This window comes from Cyanobium sp. Morenito 9A2 (assembly GCF_024345575.1).
In the GTDB taxonomy this organism is placed as follows: Bacteria; Cyanobacteriota; Cyanobacteriia; order PCC-6307; family Cyanobiaceae; genus ATX-6F1.
Window position 1 is genome coordinate 46,556 of the sequence record NZ_JAGQBJ010000012.1, and the last position, 18,900, is coordinate 65,455.

Below are 18,900 nucleotides of genomic sequence, written 5' to 3' on the forward strand. Positions count from 1 at the left end.
TAAACTGCTAGTTGGTTAAGACGGTCATGCATGGCGGATCCCACCGGTCCCGGCGAATTGACGCCCGGTGACTCCGACGGACGGATCATCCAGACGGACCTGCGCATTGAGATGTCGCGCTCCTATCTGGAGTATGCGATGAGTGTGATCGTGGGCCGGGCCTTGCCCGATGCCCGCGATGGCCTCAAACCGGTGCATCGCCGCATTCTCTATGCGATGTACGAGTTGGGTCTGACCAGTGACCGGCCCTACCGGAAATGCGCGCGGGTGGTGGGGGAAGTGCTCGGCAAGTACCACCCCCACGGCGACACGGCCGTCTACGACGCCCTGGTGCGCATGGCCCAGGACTTCTCCATGCGCATGCCCCTGATCGACGGGCACGGTAACTTTGGCTCCGTCGATAACGATCCGCCTGCGGCGATGCGATACACGGAATCGCGTCTGCAGGCCCTCACGACTGACAGCCTGCTCGCGGACATCGAAGCGGAAACGGTCGATTTCATCGACAACTTCGATGGCTCCCAGCAAGAACCCACGGTGATGCCGGCGCGGGTTCCCCATCTCCTTCTCAATGGCTCCTCCGGCATCGCCGTGGGGATGGCCACCAACATTCCGCCCCACAACCTCACCGAGCTGATCGACGGCCTGCTGGCGTTGATCGAGAACCCCGAGATCGAAGATCGCGCCCTGATGGCGATCATTCCCGGCCCCGATTTTCCCACCGGTGGCCAGATTTTGGGGCGCCGGGGCATCCGTGAGACTTACCTGAGTGGCCGCGGCTCGGTGACCATGCGCGGGGTGGCCGCGATTGAAACGATCGAAGTGCCTGGACGGCCTGATCGTGATGCGGTGATTATCACCGAACTTCCTTACCAGACCAACAAGGCGTCGCTGATCGAGCGCATCGCTGAGATGGTCAACGATAAGAAGCTCGATGGCATCTCCGACATCCGCGATGAGAGTGATCGTGATGGCATGCGGATCGTGATCGAACTGCGCCGTGACGCCTACCCCCAGGTGGTGCTCAACAATCTGTTCAAGCTCACGCCACTTCAGAATAATTTCTCGGCGAACCTGCTGGCGCTGGTGAATAGCGAGCCCGTGCTGCTCACCCTGCGCAAGATGCTCGAGGTCTTCCTCGACTTCCGCATCACCACCATCGAGCGGCGCACGCGCTATCTGTTGCGCAAGGCCGAGGAGAGGGACCACATTCTGCTGGGGCTGCTGCTGGCCCTCGAGCAACTCGATCCCATCATCGCCCTGATCCGCGCCGCCGCCGATACGGCCACGGCACGCCTGCAGTTGCAGGAACGCCACGGCCTCAGCGAGATCCAGGCCGACGCGATCCTCCAGATGCAACTGCGGCGGCTCACCGCCCTCGAGGCGGACAAGATCCGGCTGGAGCACGAGGATCTGGTCGCCAAGATCGCTGACTACACGGACATCCTCGGCAGACGTGAGCGTGTGCTTGGACTGATCACCGAGGAACTGGGCCACATCCGCACCCGCTTCGACTCCCCCCGCCGCACCGAGATCCTCGACCTCGAAGGCGGCCTCGAAGATATCGACCTGATCGCCAACGAGCGCTCGGTGGTGCTGCTCACCGAGAACGGCTACCTCAAGCGCATGCCGGTGAGCGAGTTCGAGGCCACCAGCCGCGGCACCCGTGGCAAGGCCGGCACCAAGAGCCAGGGGGAGGAGGCGGTGCGGTTGTTCATCAGCTGCAACGACCACGACACCTTGGTGCTCTTCTCGGACCGCGGTGTGGCCTATGCCCTGCCCGCCTACCGGGTGCCGTTTTCCAGCCGCGCCGCCAAGGGCACCCCGATCGTGCAGCTGTTGCCGATCCCCCGGGAGGAGCAGATCACATCGTTGCTGGCCGTGAGCGCCTTCGAAGACAACGTGCAGTTGCTGATGCTCACCAGCGGTGGCTACATCAAGCGCACCCGTCTGTCGGCCTTTGCCAACATCCGGTCCAATGGACTGATCGCCATCGGCCTGGAGGAGGGCGATGCCCTGCGCTGGGTGCGCCTGGCCCTTCCCGGAGACAGCATCTTGATCGGATCCCTCAAGGGCATGACGATCCACTTCCGCATCAGCGAGGAGGAACTGAGGCCCCTGGGACGCACGGCCCGGGGGGTGCGGGCGATGGCCCTGCGCCCGGGCGATGAGCTGGTGAGCATGGATGTGCTATCCGCGGAGCTGGCTGATCAGATCGCCAACAGCGCTGTTGAGGTCGCCGATGAGGAGGCTGATGGCGAGGCTGAGGAAGCGACGGCCAGTGAGGGCCCCTGGGTGCTGGTGGCCAGCGCCAGCGGCCTGGGCAAGCGTGTGCCGGTGAACCAATTCCGGTTGCAGAAGCGGGCTGGTCTAGGCCTGCGAGCCATCAAGTTCCGCCGCAACGGCGATGTGCTGGTGGGCCTCAAGGTGCTGGGGGCCGGCGAGGAGCTCCTGCTGGTGAGCGAGAAGGGCGTGATTGTGCGCATGCAGGCCGACGCGGTGCCCCAGCAGTCACGGGCGGCCACGGGCGTGCGCCTGCAGCGGCTCGATTCCGGCGATCGCCTGGCCGAGGTGGTGCTGGTGCCGCCGGCTGCCGAGGAGGAGGTGGCCGAGGTCCCCGGTGCCAAGGCCCTCTCGCCTGAGGGGAACTCCGAGGGCTCGGAGTCGTCTGACACTCCGGGCGCCTGAGGATCCGCCCCTTGAGTGTTCTGGGCTCAGTGGCTTCTGCTGACGGCTTCTTGCCCGTGGATGTGCTCGTGGTGGGGGCGGGTCCGGCGGCCCTGGCCATCGCCACCGCTCTGCTGGAACAGGGTGTCAGCGTCGCGGCGCTCGCCCTCGGTGACCCCCAGGAGCGCTGGCCCAACACTTACGGCATCTGGGGAGAGGAGGTGGATCGGCTCGGCCTGGCCCACCTGCTCGCCCACCGCTGGTCGAACACGCTCAGCTGGTTTGGCGACGCGTCCTGTCCCCATGGCCGCGATTACGGACTGTTTGACAAGGACCGGCTCCAGCGCCATTGGCTCGATCGGGCGGAGGCCGCGGGGCTGATCTGGCACCGTGGCCGGGCGGTGGCGATTCACCACACCTCCAACCAATCGGCGGTGTGCACCGATGGCGGCTCAGACATCTGGGCGCGCCTGGTGGTGGATGCCAGTGGCCACGATCCGGTGTTCGTGCGCCGCCCCGATGAAGGCCCCGTGGCCGGTCAGGCCGCCTACGGAATCGTGGGCCGCTTCAGCGCGCCGCCGGTGGAGCCCGGGCAGTTCGTGCTGATGGATTACCACTCAGGCCACCTCACCCCAGATGAGCGCCTTGGGCCACCCACCTTTCTCTACGCCATGGACCTCGGCGATGGGGTGTTCTTCGTCGAGGAGACTTCCCTGGCCCAGGCCCCGCCCCTGCCCTTGGCCGTTCTCAAGGAACGGCTGACGCGCCGACTGGCGGCCCGGGGGGTCGAGGCGCTCGAGGTGCAGCACGAGGAGCACTGCCTGTTTCCGATGAACCTGCCCCTGCCGGATCTGGAGCAGCCGGTGGTGGGCTTCGGGGGGGCGGCTTCGATGGTGCATCCGGCATCGGGGTACATGGTGGGTGCCCTGCTGCGGCGGGCACCTGATCTGGCCGCGGCGATCGCCGCCGGGCTGGCCGATCCCGAGCTCTGCAGCGCCGAGCTGGCCCGCAGGGCCTGGGCGGGCCTCTGGCCCCTGGAGCTGCGCCGCAAGCACGCCCTTTACCGCTTTGGCCTCGAGAAGTTGATGCGCTTCCCGGAGGCTCAGCTGCGCGCCTTTTTCGCCACCTTCTTCGCCCTGCCAGCGGAGCAGTGGTATGGGTTTCTCACCAATACCCTTTCCCTGCCGGACCTGGTGGCGGCGATGCTGCGGCTGTTCGTCACTGCCCCGGGTTCCGTGCGCTGGGGTTTGATGGAAATGAAGGGGCGGGAGCTGGGTCTGCTGGGGCGGTTGCTGCGCCCCTGACCCTGATCTGGTGCGCCTGCAGCTCGTGGCTCAGGAGGCGGTGGCCCCGGCGCAGGAGCTGCCCTGGCCGGCGCTGCAGCCGTAGCAGTGGTTGCCCCAGGCGATCGGGCTTCCTTCCAGTTCACCGCTGGTGAGGTCGGCGATGGTGCGCTCTATGGGCTTCCCTCCGGCCAGGGGCAGATCGAGCATCTGGTTGAAGTCACAGTCGTGAAGGTCCCCATCGGGGGCCACCGAGAGGGTGTCGCGGCACATGAGGCCGCCGAGGGCCCCGGGGTTGAAGGCCCCCTGCAGCAGCTTCAGATAGTCGTTGACAAGCCCATCACGCTGCAGCTGCTGCAGGAAGCGGGCGATCGGCATGTTGTTGAGGCCGATCAGGCGATCGAAGCGCACCCCATGGGCCTCCAGCAGCTGGCGCTTCCAGCGCTGCTCGTCGCAGGCGGTGAGCTGTTGCAGCCGGGTGCCCGCCGGGTTGCTCATCAAGGTGAGCGGGCGAGCCGGATCCCCCTGGCCATAGCCAAGGGCATTCAGTTTTCGGAGGGCCTCGATCGAGGCGGCCCAGGTGCCCTCGCCCCGCTGGACATCGGTGGGGCCGGCCTCGGGGTCCGGCAGGCTGGCGACGATCTCCACTTCCTGCGCGGCCAGAAAGGCGCCCAGATCCGCCATGGCCGGAAGCAGCAGCACGGTCAGGTTTGATCGATCGATCACGTGGCAGCCCTGCCCACGGGCGGCGCGCACCAGATCGCGGAAGCGGCCGTGCAGCTCAGGGGCCCCGCCGGTGAGGTCCACCACCTTCGGGCGCAGGCGCTCGATGGCCGCGAGGCATTGCTCCACCACCGCTTCGCCCATCTGGGTGGCGCCCTGATCAGGACCGGCATCCACGTGGCAGTGGTGGCAGCGCATGTTGCAGAGGCGGCCGAGGTTGAGCTGCAGCACGCGCAGGGGCCCACGGAGCGGGGGCTCCAACGCGCGACGGCTGAGGTTGCTGGCGAAGCTGACCTCCCGGGGCAGGGCCCCCTGGAGCAGATGGCGCTGCAGCGTGGGTTCGAGGGCGGCATCGCGGCGCATCAGCGGCTGGCCCAGTCGGCCGCGTTCAGCTGGGGGAAGAGGCTGTCCTCGACCTTCACGGCGTTCAGCCAATGGGCAGGGGGCTCCACACCGCGCTCGATCGCATTCAGCAGCCGCCAGAAGCGGTCCAGGTGGCGATCGATGCGCTCGCGGGCCAGCTCGGTGGTGGTGCCCGCCCGCAGGATGAAGCTCCAGTCAGAACTCTGAGCCAGCAGCAGTTCGCGACCCGCCTGGGCCAGCAGCTCCCGTTGACGGACACTGCCCACCCCCCGGTTCACACGGCTGACCATCGCGCTGGAGGCCCGGTGCCACTCCGGCACCACCCAGGCGTTGCTCTCGTTGAGCCAGTAATGGTGGTAGCCCCCCTGGCCCCAACTCGAGGGGGAAGGGCGGCAAAGCTGGAGCTCGCCAGGGCGTTCCAGCACCTGGCGCAGGGTCACCAGGCCCACGCCGGCGGCCGGCGCCTGGCGGAACAGCTCCGCCAGGAACGTGGGGCCCTCGTACCACCAGTGGCCGAACAGCTCGGCGTCGAAGGGAGCCACCAGCAGCGGGCACTCCATGGCCTGAGCCAACCCGGAGAGCTGCTCAGCGCGCCCCGCCAGATAGTGGCCGGCATCTGCGGCCGCCTTGGCCTGGGCAGCGGCGGGGGCGTAGGGCTGTTTCTGATTGAGCGGGCAACTCTGGGCGGTGACCCGGTGCAGCTTGAGGCCCAGGGGCCGGCGACTGCCGATGCCCTGCTCCGAGAGGGCTTCGTCGCTCAGGTCCCAGCCGAGGTCCCGGTGGAATTCGCGGTAGACACCATCACCCGGGTAGCCGCTGCTGGCGGACCACACCGGCAGGGTGGCATCGCCGTCACGGGCGAAGAAGGCCACCCCGCCTGGGGAACAGATGGGTGCGTAGACCCCGTAGCGGGGCCGCGGCAGGGCATGCAACAGCCCGTGGGCATCGAGCACGGCATAGCGCAGGCCGCTATCGGCCAGCAGCTGGTCGAGGCCCTCGAAGTAGGCGCACTCCGGCAGCCAGATGCCCTGGGGGCGAACACCGAGCAGGCGCTCGTGTTCGCGCACGGCGTTGAGCAGTTGGGCGCGTACCGCTTCGGGGTTGTCCCGCAACAACGGCAGGTAGCCGTGGGTGGCGGCGCAGGTGAGCAGATCGAGCACGCCCTGCTGCTGCAGGCGCCGGAACCGCGGCAGAAGATCGCCCTTGCAGGCCCGCCACTGGCGCTCGACGCGCTTCAGCTGAGTGGCCAGGGCTGAGGCCGCTTCCTGCAGCTGGCCGGGTGCCTGCCGCAGCAGCTCCAGGCGCCGCTCCAGCCAGGGGGAGAAGCGTTCGCGCAGGTCGGGGGCGATCAGCAGTGAGAGCAGGGTGGGCGAAAGCCCGAGGCTGAGGCGGGGGGTCTGGGCACGGTCTTCGGCGCTGGCCTCGAGCACCTCCAGCAGGGGCAGGTAGCTCTCGAGCAGCGCCTGGAAGAACCAGTCTTCCTCCAGGGAGCCGGGCTCGCTGGAGCGCACGTAGGGAAGATGGGCGTGGAAGACCAGGGCCAGATCGCCTGCGGCCATGGACATCCTTTGCAGGGTCTGCAGTTTAAAGGTGTCGCGGCCGGGCCATGGTCGGCCCCGGGCTCAAGGTGCCCACCGGCCCCTAGACTGAGTCAACTCATACTCACTTCGACTTGTAGCGGTCATGGCTTCCGCCGTTGCCTCCAGCAGTTCGGGTCCCGCCGGCTTCGCTCCGCCCCGGGCCCGCGATCCCGGTCGGGTGTTGATCTTCGACACCACCCTGCGCGATGGCGAGCAGTCGCCGGGCGCCAGCCTCAACCTGGAAGAGAAGCTGGCGATCGCTCAGCAGCTGGCCCGCCTCAAGGTCGACATCATCGAGGCCGGCTTCCCCTTCGCCAGCCCCGGGGATTTCAACGCCGTGCAGCGCATCGCCGCTGCTGTGGGCACCCCCGAGGGTCCGGTGATCTGCGGCCTGGCCCGGGCTGCCTGCGGCGACATCAAGGCCTGCGCCGATGCCGTCGCCCCGGCCGCCCGCAAGCGCATCCACACCTTTCTGGCCACCAGCGACATCCATCTGGAGCACAAGCTGCGCAAGAGCCGCGCCGAGGTGCTGGCGATCGTGCCTGAGATGGTGGCCTATGCGTGCTCCCTGGTCGAGGACGTGGAGTTCTCCTGCGAGGACGCCGGCCGCAGCGATCCGGAGTTCATGTATCAGGTGATCGAGGCGGCGATCGCCGCCGGCGCCACCACGATCAACATCCCCGACACGGTGGGATACGCCACCCCGGGCGAATTCGGCGCCCTGATCGCCGGCATCGACCGCCATGTGCCCAACATCGGCGGGGCCGTGATCTCTGTCCATGGCCACAACGACCTGGGGCTGGCGGTGGCCAACTTCCTCGAGGCGGTCAAGAACGGTGCCCGCCAGCTGGAGTGCACGATCAACGGCATCGGCGAGCGGGCCGGCAACGCTTCGCTGGAGGAGCTGGTGATGGCCCTGCATGTGCGCCGTTCCTACTTCAACCCCTACTTCGGCCGCAGCGAAGACAGCACTGAACCGCTCACGGGGGTGCGCACCGAGGAGATCTACAAGACCTCACGGCTGGTGTCGAACCTCACCGGCATGGCCGTGCAGCCCAACAAGGCGATTGTGGGCGCCAACGCCTTCGCCCACGAATCGGGAATCCACCAGGACGGGGTGCTCAAGAACCGCCTCACCTACGAGATCATCGACGCCCGCACCATCGGTCTGGCCGACAACCGCCTGTCGCTGGGCAAGCTCAGCGGCCGCAGTGCCTTCCGGGCCCGCCTGGAGGAGCTCGGCTACAACCTGGAGCGCGAGGATCTCGACGACGCCTTTGCCCGTTTCAAGGAGCTGGCCGACCGCAAGCGCGAGATCACCGACCGCGACCTCGAGGCGATCGTCAGCGAACACATCCAACAGGCGGAGGCACGTTTCACCCTCAAGCTGGTGCAGGTGAGCACGGGCACCAACCTGCAGCCCACCGCCACCGTCACCCTGATCACCAGCGATGGCGCCGAGCTCACCGAGGCCTCGATCGGCACCGGCCCTGTCGATGCGGTCTGTCAGGCACTGAACGCTTTGGCGCGGGTGCCCAATGAGTTGGTGGAGTTCTCGGTCAAGAGCGTCACCGAGGGCATCGACGCCATGGGCGAGGTGACGATCCGCCTGCGGCACCAGGGGGTGCTCTACTCCGGCCACGCCGCCGACACCGACATCGTGGTGGCGGCGGCCCAGGCGTTCGTGAACGCCCTTAACCGGCTGGTGCAGGCTCAACAGAGCGTGCCGCTTCATCCGCAGAAAGCGCCCTTGCCCGTGGCCGAGCGCCAGGGGGTCTGATGGGAACGGGGCGGTTGGGGCCAGGGCAGTTGCGAGCGGGCCGGTCGGGTACAACAGGGGTTCCGGCGCTGCAGCTGGTCCTGCTGCTGCTGGTGGCGCTGCTGATGCTGCTGCCGCTGCTGTGGCTGCTGAGCACCTCGCTCAAGGGTCCAGCGGAAGACATCTTCACCACCCCGCCGGCCCTGCTGCCGCAGCAGCCCAGCCTGCAGGCCTACGGCCGCCTGTTCAACGACAACCCCCTGGGCCAGTACCTGCTCAACAGCACGGTGGTCAGCGCCCTGGCGGTGGTCGCCAACCTGTTGTTCTGCTCCCTGGCGGCCTACCCCCTGGCGCGGTTGCGCTTCAAGGGGCGCGGCCTGGTGCTGGCCCTGGTGGTGGCGACGATCCTGATCCCCTTTCAGGTGGTGATGATCCCGCTCTATCTGCTGATGGTGCAGCTGGGGTTGCGTAACACTCTCTGGGCTCTGATCCTGCCCCAGGCGGCCACCGCCTTCGGCATCTTCCTGCTGCGCCAGAGCTTCATGGGGGTGCCGGTGGAGCTGGAGGAGGCGGCCCGGATCGATGGCTGCACGCCCCTGGGCGAGTGGTGGAACGTGATGATCCCGGCGGCCCGGGCGGATCTGATCACCCTGGCGATGTTCGTGTTCATCGGCACCTGGAGTGATTTCCTCTGGCCGCTGATCATCCTGGATGACCCCAAGCTCTACACCCTGCCCCTGGGGCTGCAGCAGCTGGCGAGCAGCTTCTCGCTGGATTGGCGGCTGGTGGCCGCGGGTGCGGTGGTCTCGATCCTGCCGGTGCTGGCGCTGTTCATCGGCCTGCAGCGGTTCATCCTGCCCAGCGCCAGTGGCGATGCGGTCAAGGGTTGAGGCTGAAGGCTCAGCTGCCGTTGCCGTAGGCCACCAGGCAGGCGGCATTGAGAAGTTGGGCCTGATCGGCCGTGCTCGGTGGCGCGCCATTGAGCCACCCCTGCTGGCAGTCCACCTGCGCAGCGAGGGGAGCCCCCCCCTCCAGGTAGGTGAAGCTGGCGCCGTAGGGGGCCACCGCCTGCAGGGAGGCGTAGTCAAGCTGATAGCTCGTGCTGGGCACCGTGAAGGCGGTGGCCTGGGCCGCCACCGCCTGATCCACCATGGAACTGACCGCGGCGGCGGTCGCCAGACTGGTGGCTCCCCAGGCGAGGGAACTGGGTCCCCACCAGTGCCAGGCCACTGGATTCACCCGATACCAGCCGACCCTCCAGGGCCGGGAGCCCCAATAACCCCTCTGGCCCCAGGCGGGATTCCAGACGCCCCGGGCCCCGGGCGCCCGGGTGAGCCCCACTCCGGGGGCGCCGAAGCCCGCACCCGGTCGCACCCCGGCGCCTGAGGCCGGTCCGCCCAGACCGCCAGGGTTGACGCCTGGGGCCCGGGTGTAGCCAGCGCCCGGAGCACCCACGCCCGCGCCGGGGCGCACCCCAGCGCCTGAGGCCGGCCCCCCCAATCCCCCAGGGTTGACGCCCCTGACTCCGCCAACACCCGCGCCGCCGCCGCCTCTCCCCCCGCCCCCGCGGGCCTGGACGGCGATCGGCGCACAGAAGCTGGCCACCAGGGCGGCCAAGGTCAGGGCTCTCCAGCAGGTGACTGCGGTGGGGTTCCTCATGGCACGGCCTGCGTTTCTCCCTTCGTCCTAGCCGGGTATCGGGCTGCTCGGGGGCGAAGTGAGAAGCCGAAACACCTCGCGGCGATGGAAATCAGGCTCAGCGCCTGGGTGGGCCAGGGCCCAGTAGCCGATCGGGCCCGAACGGAGCTCGATCACGGCGCAGATCGCCGCCTCCAGCTGGACCGGGGCGGCCAGAGGCCTAGGCAGCGTGCAGTTCAGCGTCAGTTCCAGGCTTCCCTCCCTGCGACTCACCTCGAAGGGGAAGCTGGTGAAGGCCGCCTCTGGTTTGAGAGTGCGCCGGTAGCCCTCCAGGCGGTAGACGTTCCAATCGCCGCCGGGCGAGAGGTTGAACTCCCAGTAGGACTCCTGCCCCGCCGCGGCCAGGAAGACCTCCAGGCAGGTGGTCTGCCAGAGGCCGTCGCGGCGCTCGGGCCGGGCGGCACTCGGGGCGATCACGAGCTCAGCAAGGTCACCGCGGAGCAGGAACCGGACGGAGAGATCGGCGCCCTCCCGTCGAAGCTCACCCGTGATCGCGAGCGAGGGGAACGCCAGGCCATCGTCGAAGCGTTGGAGCTGGAAGGAAAGCTCGCTCATCGCAGCCGCTCGATCAGGGCGCGAATCGCCTCCTCCTGGGCCTCGATGCTGGCGGTGAGCTGAAATTGCACCAGGGCTCGATCGAGATTCTGCCCCGCCTCTCGCGTCTTGAAGTAGACGTCGCCCTGCAGGTGATCGGTGAGGAAGCGCAGGCCCAGCTCGAAGGCGATCAGGCGGATCGCATCGAACAGGTAGGCGATGTCCTCAGTGGTGAGGGAGCCCCGGGCGGCGTTGAGGTAGCCCGCCAGGATCGCCTCGCAGCGGCCGGGATCGAAGCACACGGCTTGCCAGTCCTTGGTCTCCTCCCCCAGGGGGTTGCAGCCCGAGCGGCAGCAGTCGCCGATGTCGTAGTGGATCAGTCCGGGTTTGACCGTGTCCAGGTCCACCAGGGCGACGGCTGCGCCGCTGGCCGCATCGAGCATCACGTTGTTGACCTTCGGGTCGCCGTGGATCGGCCGCAGCCGCAGGACGCCTTGGTCCTTGGCGGTCTCGAGCACCCCCGCCAGGGCGCTGCGCTCGGCCACGAAGGCCTGGCAGAAGCTGAGTTCCTCGCAGGAGGCCGCCGTGCTGCAGGCCAGGGCCCGTTCGTAGGCCGCCAGGTACGCGGGGGTGATGTGGAAGCCTTCGAGGGTGTCGGCCAGCGCCTCGATCGGCAGATCACTCAGTAGCCGATGGAAGGTGCCCAGACCGAAGCCCAGCTGCCAGGCCTGGGCCTCGGTGGCCACGGTCTCCAGGCATTGGGCGCCTTCGATGAAGGTGGTGAGGCGCCAGACGTCGTTGCCGTCCTGCAGCCAGTGCTTCTCTGCGCCAAGGGGGGCGATCAGCCGCGGCACCTCCCAGCGGCGGCCGGGGCCGGCAGCTTCCTGGGCCAGGCGGCCCTCCAGGTGGTTCCCCAGGGCCGCGATGTTGCCCATCACCCGCTCCGGATGGGGGAACACCGTGGTGTTCAGGCGCTGCAGCACGAAACGACGTGCGGGGTCCCCGCTCAGGGTGACGCGGTAGGTGTCGTTGACGTTGCCGTTGCCCAGGGGCTCGATCGCGGCGATGGCGCCCCCGAGGTCAAAGCGTGCGGCGATCCGCCGGAGCTGGGCGCCCTGCTGGTCGACGGATCCTGACCCTGGCCCGGCCATGGCTGCGCTGCGCTCGGAGATCGGAGCCTGGATCATCGCAGCGCCATTGGATCGCCCCTGTTCTCGCCCCAGTCTTCGCCCCGGCTCGTGCCCGCTCCGGCACGCCAGTGGTCGAGAACGGCCAGGCCCGCCACCGCCGCGGTGGAGCAGCGCAGGATGCGGGGCCCCAGGCTCACGAACCGCCAGCCGCTGGCGCTGGCGGCCACCTCTTCGGCCCCACTCCAGCCCCCCTCCGGTCCGCAGGCCAGGGTGAGGGTGGCGGGAGGCCGCGGCCCAAGCTCACTCAGCACCTCGCCCAGCAGCGGCAACCCCTGCTGACGGGTGGTGCTCAGCAGACGCAGCGCACCCCCTTGGGCCGCGGCCCCCAGCCAGGGGCCGGCCGGCTCGGGTGGCGCCAGCTCGGGCAGCCAGAGCCGCTCGCACTGCTCGCTGGCCTCCCGCAGGATCGCCTCCCAGCGCTCGTTTTTTTGGCTGCCCACCAGGGCGCTGTTCTCCGCCCGCAGGGGCTGCAGCCGGTCCACCCCCAGCTCACAGGCCATGCGCACCACCAGGTCCATGTCCCGCTTGGGTACCGCGATCGCCAGCTCCAGGCGCAGGGCCGGCGGCGGTTCCCGGCGCAGGGGCCGCCCGAGCGGCTGCTCCAGAGCCAGGCGATCCTTGCCGATCAGGGAGGCGCTCCAGAGGCCGCCGGCCCCATCCGTGAGTTCGACCCGATCGCCCGGGCCGTAGCGCAGCACCCGCGTGAGGTAGCGGATTTCCTCAGGCCTTAGAGCCAGCTCGGGGGCGAGCCGCGCCGGATCGATCAGCAGACGCCGCAGTTCCCGGGCCACGGTTCAGTGCTTCTTGCGTGTTCGGTTGGGCGCTTCATCATCCTCTGATTCATTTTCGTCCTCGTTTTTGCTCTCGTCGTCGGAGAAGGCCAGGGGGGAGAAGTCTCGATCGGGCTGGTCCTCCACCGGCCAGTCCTCGTTGACGCCGCCCACCACCAGCTCCTCGATCCGCACCAGGTCGTTGTCGAGCTGGCGCAGCACGTTGAACAGCACATCGAGGGCCAGGGCGTCGCTGGTGCCCAGGTCCACCCAGCAGCGGCCCCAGTTGTCCTGGTACTCCAGGGGGCCGAGGTTGTGCATCAGGGCCGGCAGCGCCCCTTCCGCCTCCTCGTTCTCATAGGCCATCCAGCCCAGGTCGACCCCCTCCTCATGCGCCTGCAGGCTCTCGGCGTTGAAGCCGCCCAACTTGCCGAGCACGAACCAGCTGTCAAAGACGGTGTCGAGGTAGCCGCGCTCGCCCGAACCGGGGGGGTGCTCGAAGCGCAGCCACAGCCAGCAGTTGAACGGATCGAAGGAGCGGAAGCGGACCTCCACGGTGGGGCATCGGCAGCGCCCCCCCACTCCAACACGGCCGGCAGGCAAGCTGGAACCACGACGGCCTCGCCATGCTCGAACTGCGTTCGCTGGGGTACCACCCGGCCACGGCGGCAGCGCCGGTGCTGGAGGGGCTGAACCTGAAGCTCCTGACCGGGCAGCCGGCGCTGGTGGCGGGCCGGAGCGGCAGCGGCAAGACCACCCTGCTGGAGCTGCTCAGCGGCCTGGCCGAGCCCAGCAGCGGCTCGATCCTCTGGAATGGCGAGACCCTCAAGGGCCGCCAGCGCCGCTGGCTCTGCGGGCTGGTCTTCCAGTTCCCGGAGCGCCATTTCCTTGGTCTCACGGTGGGTCAGGAACTGAAGCTCGGCCAGCGGCGCCTGGGCAGCGAGCGGGTGCAGGAGGTGCTGGAGCAGGTGGGGCTTGGGGCGCTCTCGTTTCAGCAGGCGCCGGAGCGGCTCAGCGGCGGCCAGCAGCGGCGGCTGGCCCTGGCGGTGCAGTTGCTGCGGGAGCCCAAGGTGCTGCTGCTCGATGAGCCCACCGCCGGCCTGGATTGGTCGGTGCGCGATGGGGTGCTGCAGTTGATCGGGCGGCTCAGCCGGGACCGGGTGCTGCTGGTGGTGACCCACGAGCCGGAGCTGTTCCGGGGGCTGATCGAACGGGGCTGGGAGCTGCGGGACGGGGCGCTTAGACCCCTGCCGGCCCTCCGTACGATGCCCTGAGACATGGCAGGGGCGATGGCGGATCAGTTGGTGCGGGCCACCGCGGCCGGGGGCGGCATCCGCCTGGTGGCCGCCACCACCACGGTCACCAGCCGCTACGCCCGCCGCCGCCATGGGCTCTCCTTCCTGACCACCGCCCTGCTGGGTCGGGCGATGACCGCCGGCCTGCTGCTGGCCAGCTCGATGAAGGTGCGCCACGGGCGGGTGAACCTGCGCATCCAATCCGATGGTCCGCTGCGGGGGCTGATGGTGGATGCGGGCCGCGACGGCAGCGTCCGTGGCCATGTGGGCAACCCAGGCCTGGAGCTGGATCTGGTGGAGCGCGACCCGGCGGACCACGGGGACGTGCCGGTGGGTTTTGATTTCCGCAAGGCCACGGGCACCGGCTACCTCCACGTGGTGCGCGACCTCGGCAAGGGTGAACCGTTCAGCAGCACGGTGGAGCTGGTGAGCGGTGGCATCGGCGATGACGTGGCCTCCTATCTGGTGCACTCCGAGCAGACCCCCTCGGCCCTGTTCGTGGGGGAGCAGATCGACAGCAGCGGCGTGCGCTGCGCCGGTGGCGTGCTGGTGCAGGTGTTGCCCAAGGCGGCCCAGGAGCCGGCTCTGGTGGCGCTGCTCGAAGACCGCTGTCGTGAGATTCGCGATTTCAGCAACCGCCTGGCGGCCAGCACCGGTGATCTGAAGCGTCTGCTCGAAGACATCTTTCCCGATCTCGATCCCCAACTCCTGGAGGACGCCGAAGCCCAGCAGGCCGTGAGCTTCCACTGCCCCTGCACCCGCCGCCGCAGCGTGAGCGCCCTCAAGTTGCTGGGCCGCGACGAACTCAGCGAGATGCTCCGTGACGAGGGTCACGCTGAGCTCACCTGCCACTTCTGCAACGAGGTCTACCGGGTGGAGGAAGGCGAGCTGCGGGAGCTGATCGCCGAGCTGGAGCCGGTGGTGGGGTGAGGCTGTCGGCTGAAACGCTCAGTCGCAGTTGAACGGCCCTACAACCTCGATCCGCTCGGCCAGGGCCAGGCAGGCATCCATCTCCGCCCACAGCAGCTCCCGCCGGCTGGCCTCCACCCCGTAGGAGCGGTGGTGCAGATCCCTGCCCAGGTAGCGCAGGGCGTCGCGGATCCGGTGCCAGTCGGCGGGGCTGAGATCGAGGGGAGGGGTTGCCATCGGGTGATCATCGGCGGTGTCAGGGTTGGGCGGGACCGTGGGGCTGGTCCCTCGGGTCGCCCCAATTGGATCAGGGCTCCAGCAGGGCGCGCCCATGGGCGGCGACGGCCAGCCCCAGGCCCTCCAGCCCATAGCCCCCCTCCAGACTCGACACCAGGCGGCCTGAGCAATGGCGCGCGGCGATCGCCATGGCGATCCGGGTGAGCGTGTGGAAGTCGTCGTCATTGAGCCGCTGGTGGCCGAGCGGATCGCCGAGCCGGGCATCGAAGCCGGCGGAGATCAGCACCAGCTCCGGTTCGAAGCGCTCGGCGGCGGGCAGCAACTGCTCCTCGAGGGCCGCGAGCACCGCGGCGCCGCCGCTGCCGGGGGGCAGGGGGACGTTGATCGTGAACCCTTCGCCTTCCCCCGCGCCCCGCTCGCTGGCGGCGCCGCTGCCGGGGTAGAGGGGCGATTCGTGCACGCTGAAGACGAGCACGCTGGGGTCGCGCCAGAAGATCTCCTGGCTGCCGTTGCCGTGGTGCACATCCCAGTCAAGGATCAGGACCCGCCGCAGCCCCTGCACCGCCTGGGCATAGCGCGCCGCCACGGCCACGTTGTTGAAGAGGCAGAAGCCCATGCCCCGGTTCGATTCGGCGTGGTGTCCCGGCGGTCGCACGGCGCAGAAAGCGTTGCGCACCGCCCCAGCCATCACGGCGTCCAGCGCCGCCAGCAGGCCCCCCGCCGCCAGCCGGGCCACCGCTTCAGAGTGCTCGGAAACGGCCGTGTCGCCGGTGGAGAGCTGATCGAGGCCCGAGCGGATGTCCCGGCGGACGCTGGCCAGGTAGGCGCGGCTGTGGCAGCGCAGCAGGTCGTCATTCGTGGCGGGCCGCGGGGGGATGGGCAGGAAGTGCTCAAGCAGGCCACTGTGCCGCAGCTCCCCGATCACGGCCTCCAGCCGCCGGGGCGATTCCGGGTGGCCCCAGCCGGGGTCATGGAGTCGGAAGTCGGCGTGGGACACCAATCCGGAGGAGGCAACCATGGGCGAGCTTCAGGCCTCTCCAGGATGATCCGGTCCCGGGCCATGGACCTCCGTGGAGCAGCCCTCCGCCCTCCGCCCTCCGCCCTTCAACGCCCATCCGCGTGGGCGCCTATCGCTGAGCGGTCCAGAACAGTTTCGGCCAGCTCCCCGTCTGAGCCAGGGTCCTTGCCATCGGCGGGGCGGTCCCCGCTCGGCGGCGCCGGCCTCCAGCCGCAGCTGCTGGAAGCCCACCAGCCTCCGTCGGGGGTTCTCCAGCACCTGGTCGGGGACGCCTGCGGGAAGCTGCGCGACCTCCTCGGCCAGCAACGCCCGGTGATACGCCCGCTCAGCTCCAGCCGCAGCGGCGCGATCGCGCCAGTCTTGCGGTCGAGGGTCACCTCCCGTTCGCCATGCACAACGATCGCGTCGGAGCGCCCGAAGCCCAACGGCACGGCGGCGGCATGGCCGGCAGACCCAGGCACCGGTCGCTGTGCCAGAGGTCGCGGCTGAACCGCTGGGCGCGGGGATCGAACTCGGGCAGAGGCCTGTGGTCGGTGGGCACGCTGATGGGCAGCCGCTGCGAGGGCGCCATGTGCCCGAACAGCCCCACGATCGCCGGCACCGCCGGGATCCGCGCCTTCTGATCGGCGACCAGACCACAGCGATGGCGTCGCGGTTGAAGGGTTTGGCCCCGTCCTTCCTGTCGAGGCCGACCGCCATGGGTGCTGTGGTGGTTCTGAACCGTCGTCGCAGCGGATGGCCGTGGCGGGATCAGGGGCTGGTGCCAGCCCTGCGGCGCGTGGACCTTGCCAAGGGTCACCGAAGTCGGCCGGGTAGCGGAGGAGCCGCGATCGCCCAGGATGGGACCCATCGCCAGCCGCTCTGGCGCTCACGTTTCAACATGACCGCCTTGGTGGTCGCCTCCAGGGCCAGGGCGCAGCCAGCAGCCTCTTGAAGGGCTTAGCCCGGTCGAGGCCCACCCTCTCAGTCCAGGCCCATCGCGCGGGTCGAGGCTGACACCGGGGAGCGCGAGGACCAGGCAGCCCCGGCGAGGCTTGAGAATCTCCGTGAGCAGCAGCGGGTTCTGGCCGCACCGCTGGCTGTTGATGCTGTTGGAGGCCGTCCTCACCGCCCTCGCCCCGACCTTGTGGCAGTCACGGAACCAGGGCAGGTCGCGTTCATGCGGCCCGCGCGCGGGGTCACTCCCGTCAGCGCGAAAACCGGCGCTGTCGATCGCATTGAGGGCGCAGAGCTTGACGCAGGCGATCGCGTGGCGCTGCTTGCCGCGGCCCAGGGCCACCACCAGGGCGGCCCCGTGGAGGGGAACGGCGCTCTCGCTCTCCCGGGCCCGAGCCCCTACCGGGGAGGGAGGCGCAGGTTGACGTCCCCCCCCCGCCGCAGAGGTTGGCCCCCCACCTGCGGACCACGCGGCCCATCGAGAACGGGCGGGCCGCCGATCCCCAGGCGCGGCACCATCCAGGCGGGCCAGCACCGGTGGCGCCACCGAGCAGGGAGAGCGGTTCTTCCCGCGATTGTTGCTCCAGGGGTAGTGGGCGGCCGCTTCCTCAGACGACGGGAGGCCTGTGGTGACGGTGGTGCTCCCCCGTCGCCGTAGAGACCTGGTGCTGGGTGGAGCGTGGCGAGCGACGGCTGGGATCAATGCTGCCGTCCGCGGAAGGGAGCTGGCTGGTGGGGGTACCCAAGCGGGGCCGGTCAACGCCGAGGGCGACGGAGCGGTCCACGGCACAATGCAGGCCACGCGCTCCAGATCTGTGCTCCGTCCCATCGCTCCCCTGGCCATGCTCCTGGGCTCCGGTTCAGTCGTTCTGATGGCATCGGCCGTCAGGGCGGGAGCGCCGCCAGCGGCTAACGGTGCCGCTCCGGCGGTGTTCGCCACACAGGCAGCGGCGGAGGCTGCCGCTCCGCGCTTCGGCTGCAAGGGAGCCCATCGCATGGGCGACACATGGATGCCCTGCGCGAGCCATGGGGAGACCAGGGGGGGAGCCCACCCGGGCATGAACCATTGAGCCTCGGTGGTGGCGAGTGCGGGAGCAAGCCGAAGCTGGTGGCGATCGGCATCGCTCCCCTAGGGGTGATCTCGATCGGGATCGTGCCCATGGGGGTGGTGAGCATCGGTGTGGTGCCGATGGGCGTGGTCAGCCTTGGCCTCGTGGGCATGGGGGTGATCAACGCCACCGTGGTGGGGATGGGTGTGCTGATCACCGGGGTGAATGTGATGGGGGTGTGGTGGGCTGGCCTCGACGGCATGGGCCCCTTCCGGCTGGGAGGTGGGCCTGCCCAGGTGCATCACCACCACGGCGGGCTCGCTCCTGGGGGTGGGAAGGCCCCCGGGGCGAACCTTTTCGCCTATCCCAGCCGTGGGGAAGCGCTGCGGAAGGCCAGGGAACTGGGCTGCCCTGGGGTGCACCCCATGGGCGCGCTGTGGATGCCCTGTGAGCGCCATCCCTGAGCTGGACGGGTTCGAGCAGAAGGCGGCGCGGATGGTCGGCGCAACGCAACTGACAGACGTGCGGAGGTCCTCTTCCAGCAGCACAGGACCGTGGGCGGGCTCATCCCTGAATCTCCCCCCCCAGTGGGGTGATCGCCTCCGCTGAGCGGAGCCGGATCGCCCGGCAGCGGAATCGCTTCTCCCGGCTGGAGGAGGCCTCGGCCCAGCAGCTTGGACGGTTGGTGGATCGGGGGGATTCGCTGGGGTTGTCGACGGCGCCCTCGAATGTCACCAAGGACAGACCCGTGACGCCTGGTCCGGGCCCCGCGAGCGAGCGGGGCCGGCGGTACCAGGGCGCTCAGGTTCAGGCCCAGCCGCTGGTTCCAGGTCATGAACCAAGCTGCGATCCATCCTCCGGGTGGGTTCGGTCCTGGACGCGGCTGGCG

16 protein-coding genes and 2 pseudogenes are annotated in these 18,900 nt (G+C 69.2%); 9 read left to right on the forward strand and 9 right to left on the reverse strand.

Translation table 11 applies throughout. The features are described 5' to 3' along the window. Positions 1-30: 30 nt before the first annotated feature. Positions 31-2,688, forward strand: a complete 2,658-nt coding sequence (gyrA, locus tag KBY88_RS13205) for a DNA gyrase subunit A (RefSeq protein ID WP_254940402.1) — start codon at positions 31-33, stop codon at positions 2,686-2,688. A 56-nt stretch (positions 2,689-2,744) separates the two neighbouring features. Further along, positions 2,745-3,971 carry a lycopene beta cyclase gene (gene crtL, locus KBY88_RS13210; RefSeq protein WP_254940453.1) on the forward strand — a complete coding sequence of 409 codons (1,227 nt, stop codon included), beginning with the start codon at positions 2,745-2,747 and terminating at the stop codon, positions 3,969-3,971. A 30-nt stretch (positions 3,972-4,001) separates the two neighbouring features. Here crtL and arsS read toward each other — a convergent pair whose 3' ends face one another. Further along, positions 4,002-5,036 carry an arsenosugar biosynthesis radical SAM (seleno)protein ArsS gene (arsS, locus tag KBY88_RS13215; RefSeq protein ID WP_254940403.1) on the reverse strand — a complete coding sequence of 345 codons (1,035 nt, stop codon included), beginning with the start codon at positions 5,034-5,036 and terminating at the stop codon, positions 4,002-4,004. After that, positions 5,036-6,595, reverse strand: coding sequence for a glycoside hydrolase family 57 protein (locus tag KBY88_RS13220; protein ID WP_254940404.1), 1,560 nt, complete (start codon positions 6,593-6,595; stop codon positions 5,036-5,038). Before KBY88_RS13220 ends, arsS begins: the two co-directional genes overlap by 1 nt. A 124-nt stretch (positions 6,596-6,719) precedes the next feature. On the opposite strand from KBY88_RS13220, the gene KBY88_RS13225 reads away from it, so the two are divergent. Together KBY88_RS13225 and KBY88_RS13230 are read left to right on the forward strand one after the other, a co-directional pair. After that, positions 6,720-8,396, forward strand: a complete 1,677-nt coding sequence (locus tag KBY88_RS13225) for a 2-isopropylmalate synthase (RefSeq protein WP_254940405.1) — start codon at positions 6,720-6,722, stop codon at positions 8,394-8,396. 29 nt (positions 8,397-8,425) lie between these two features. Continuing rightward, a complete protein-coding gene (locus tag KBY88_RS13230) occupies positions 8,426-9,265 on the forward strand; it encodes a carbohydrate ABC transporter permease (RefSeq protein WP_254940406.1) in 840 nt (279 codons plus the stop codon). 10 nt (positions 9,266-9,275) lie between these two features. Here the strand turns inward: KBY88_RS13230 and KBY88_RS13235 are convergent, their stop codons facing one another. The 5 genes and pseudogenes from KBY88_RS13235 to KBY88_RS13255 form a co-directional block, all read right to left on the reverse strand. After that, entirely contained in the window at positions 9,276-9,992 is a 717-nt protein-coding gene (locus KBY88_RS13235; protein ID WP_254940407.1) for a hypothetical protein, read from the reverse strand. A 69-nt stretch (positions 9,993-10,061) separates the two neighbouring features. Then, positions 10,062-10,628, reverse strand: a complete 567-nt coding sequence (locus tag KBY88_RS13240) for a DOMON-like domain-containing protein (RefSeq protein WP_254940408.1) — start codon at positions 10,626-10,628, stop codon at positions 10,062-10,064. Further along, positions 10,625-11,794: a phosphotransferase enzyme family protein gene (locus tag KBY88_RS13245; protein WP_254940409.1), complete on the reverse strand. Its 1,170-nt coding sequence runs from the start codon at positions 11,792-11,794 to the stop codon at positions 10,625-10,627. Before KBY88_RS13245 ends, KBY88_RS13240 begins: the two co-directional genes overlap by 4 nt. Further along, on the reverse strand, positions 11,791-12,588 hold the full coding sequence (locus tag KBY88_RS13250; RefSeq protein ID WP_254940410.1) for a 16S rRNA (uracil(1498)-N(3))-methyltransferase: 798 nt from the start codon (positions 12,586-12,588) through the stop codon (positions 11,791-11,793). The genes KBY88_RS13245 and KBY88_RS13250 overlap by 4 nt, the downstream gene beginning before the upstream one ends. Positions 12,589-12,687: 99 nt before the next feature. Continuing rightward, a pseudogene (locus KBY88_RS13255) lies at positions 12,688-13,122 on the reverse strand (DUF3531 family protein); the annotation flags it as partial. A 71-nt stretch (positions 13,123-13,193) separates the two neighbouring features. On the opposite strand from KBY88_RS13255, the gene KBY88_RS13260 reads away from it, so the two are divergent. Further along, positions 13,194-13,841 (forward strand): ABC transporter ATP-binding protein, encoded by a 648-nt coding sequence (locus KBY88_RS13260; protein WP_254940411.1) that lies wholly within the window; start codon positions 13,194-13,196, stop codon positions 13,839-13,841. A gap of 15 nt (positions 13,842-13,856) precedes the next feature. Next, the gene (gene hslO / locus KBY88_RS13265; RefSeq protein WP_254940412.1) at positions 13,857-14,792 is read left to right on the forward strand and encodes an Hsp33 family molecular chaperone HslO; all 936 of its coding nucleotides are present in this window, start codon (positions 13,857-13,859) and stop codon (positions 14,790-14,792) included. An 18-nt stretch (positions 14,793-14,810) separates the two neighbouring features. Here hslO and KBY88_RS13270 read toward each other — a convergent pair whose 3' ends face one another. Both KBY88_RS13270 and KBY88_RS13275 read right to left on the reverse strand, forming a co-directional pair. Continuing rightward, on the reverse strand, positions 14,811-15,008 hold the full coding sequence (locus KBY88_RS13270) for a hypothetical protein (RefSeq protein ID WP_254940413.1): 198 nt from the start codon (positions 15,006-15,008) through the stop codon (positions 14,811-14,813). A gap of 70 nt (positions 15,009-15,078) precedes the next feature. Next, entirely contained in the window at positions 15,079-16,026 is a 948-nt protein-coding gene (locus KBY88_RS13275) for a histone deacetylase family protein (RefSeq protein WP_254940414.1), read from the reverse strand. A gap of 1,808 nt (positions 16,027-17,834) precedes the next feature. Between KBY88_RS13275 and KBY88_RS13280 the strand changes: the two genes are divergently transcribed. The 3 genes and pseudogenes from KBY88_RS13280 to KBY88_RS16430 all read left to right on the forward strand — a co-directional run. Further along, the gene (locus KBY88_RS13280) at positions 17,835-18,032 is read left to right on the forward strand and encodes a DUF3721 domain-containing protein (RefSeq protein WP_254940454.1); all 198 of its coding nucleotides are present in this window, start codon (positions 17,835-17,837) and stop codon (positions 18,030-18,032) included. Continuing rightward, positions 17,969-18,475: a DUF3721 domain-containing protein gene (locus KBY88_RS13285; RefSeq protein ID WP_254940415.1), complete on the forward strand. Its 507-nt coding sequence runs from the start codon at positions 17,969-17,971 to the stop codon at positions 18,473-18,475. Before KBY88_RS13280 ends, KBY88_RS13285 begins: the two co-directional genes overlap by 64 nt. Before the next feature lie 128 nt (positions 18,476-18,603). Then, positions 18,604-18,657, forward strand: a pseudogene (locus tag KBY88_RS16430) (hypothetical protein); the annotation flags it as partial. Between the last annotated feature and the right edge of the window lie 243 nt (positions 18,658-18,900).

What these genes read in the sequence shown, in the direction of transcription:
- gyrA (WP_254940402.1), top strand. Translation starts at nt 31, where the DNA reads ATGGCGGATCCCACCGGTCCCGGCGAATTGACGCCCGGTGACTCCGAC.
- arsS (WP_254940403.1), bottom strand. Translation starts at nt 5,036, where the DNA reads ATGCGCCGCGATGCCGCCCTCGAACCCACGCTGCAGCGCCATCTGCTC.
- KBY88_RS13220 (WP_254940404.1), bottom strand. Translation starts at nt 6,595, where the DNA reads ATGGCCGCAGGCGATCTGGCCCTGGTCTTCCACGCCCATCTTCCCTAC.
- KBY88_RS13225 (WP_254940405.1), top strand. Translation starts at nt 6,720, where the DNA reads ATGGCTTCCGCCGTTGCCTCCAGCAGTTCGGGTCCCGCCGGCTTCGCT.
- KBY88_RS13240 (WP_254940408.1), bottom strand. Translation starts at nt 10,628, where the DNA reads ATGAGCGAGCTTTCCTTCCAGCTCCAACGCTTCGACGATGGCCTGGCG.
- KBY88_RS13245 (WP_254940409.1), bottom strand. Translation starts at nt 11,794, where the DNA reads ATGATCCAGGCTCCGATCTCCGAGCGCAGCGCAGCCATGGCCGGGCCA.
- KBY88_RS13260 (WP_254940411.1), top strand. Translation starts at nt 13,194, where the DNA reads ATGCTCGAACTGCGTTCGCTGGGGTACCACCCGGCCACGGCGGCAGCG.
- hslO (WP_254940412.1), top strand. Translation starts at nt 13,857, where the DNA reads ATGGCGGATCAGTTGGTGCGGGCCACCGCGGCCGGGGGCGGCATCCGC.
- KBY88_RS13270 (WP_254940413.1), bottom strand. Translation starts at nt 15,008, where the DNA reads ATGGCAACCCCTCCCCTCGATCTCAGCCCCGCCGACTGGCACCGGATC.
- KBY88_RS13275 (WP_254940414.1), bottom strand. Translation starts at nt 16,026, where the DNA reads ATGGTTGCCTCCTCCGGATTGGTGTCCCACGCCGACTTCCGACTCCAT.
- KBY88_RS13280 (WP_254940454.1), top strand. Translation starts at nt 17,835, where the DNA reads ATGGCATCGGCCGTCAGGGCGGGAGCGCCGCCAGCGGCTAACGGTGCC.
- KBY88_RS13285 (WP_254940415.1), top strand. Translation starts at nt 17,969, where the DNA reads ATGGATGCCCTGCGCGAGCCATGGGGAGACCAGGGGGGGAGCCCACCC.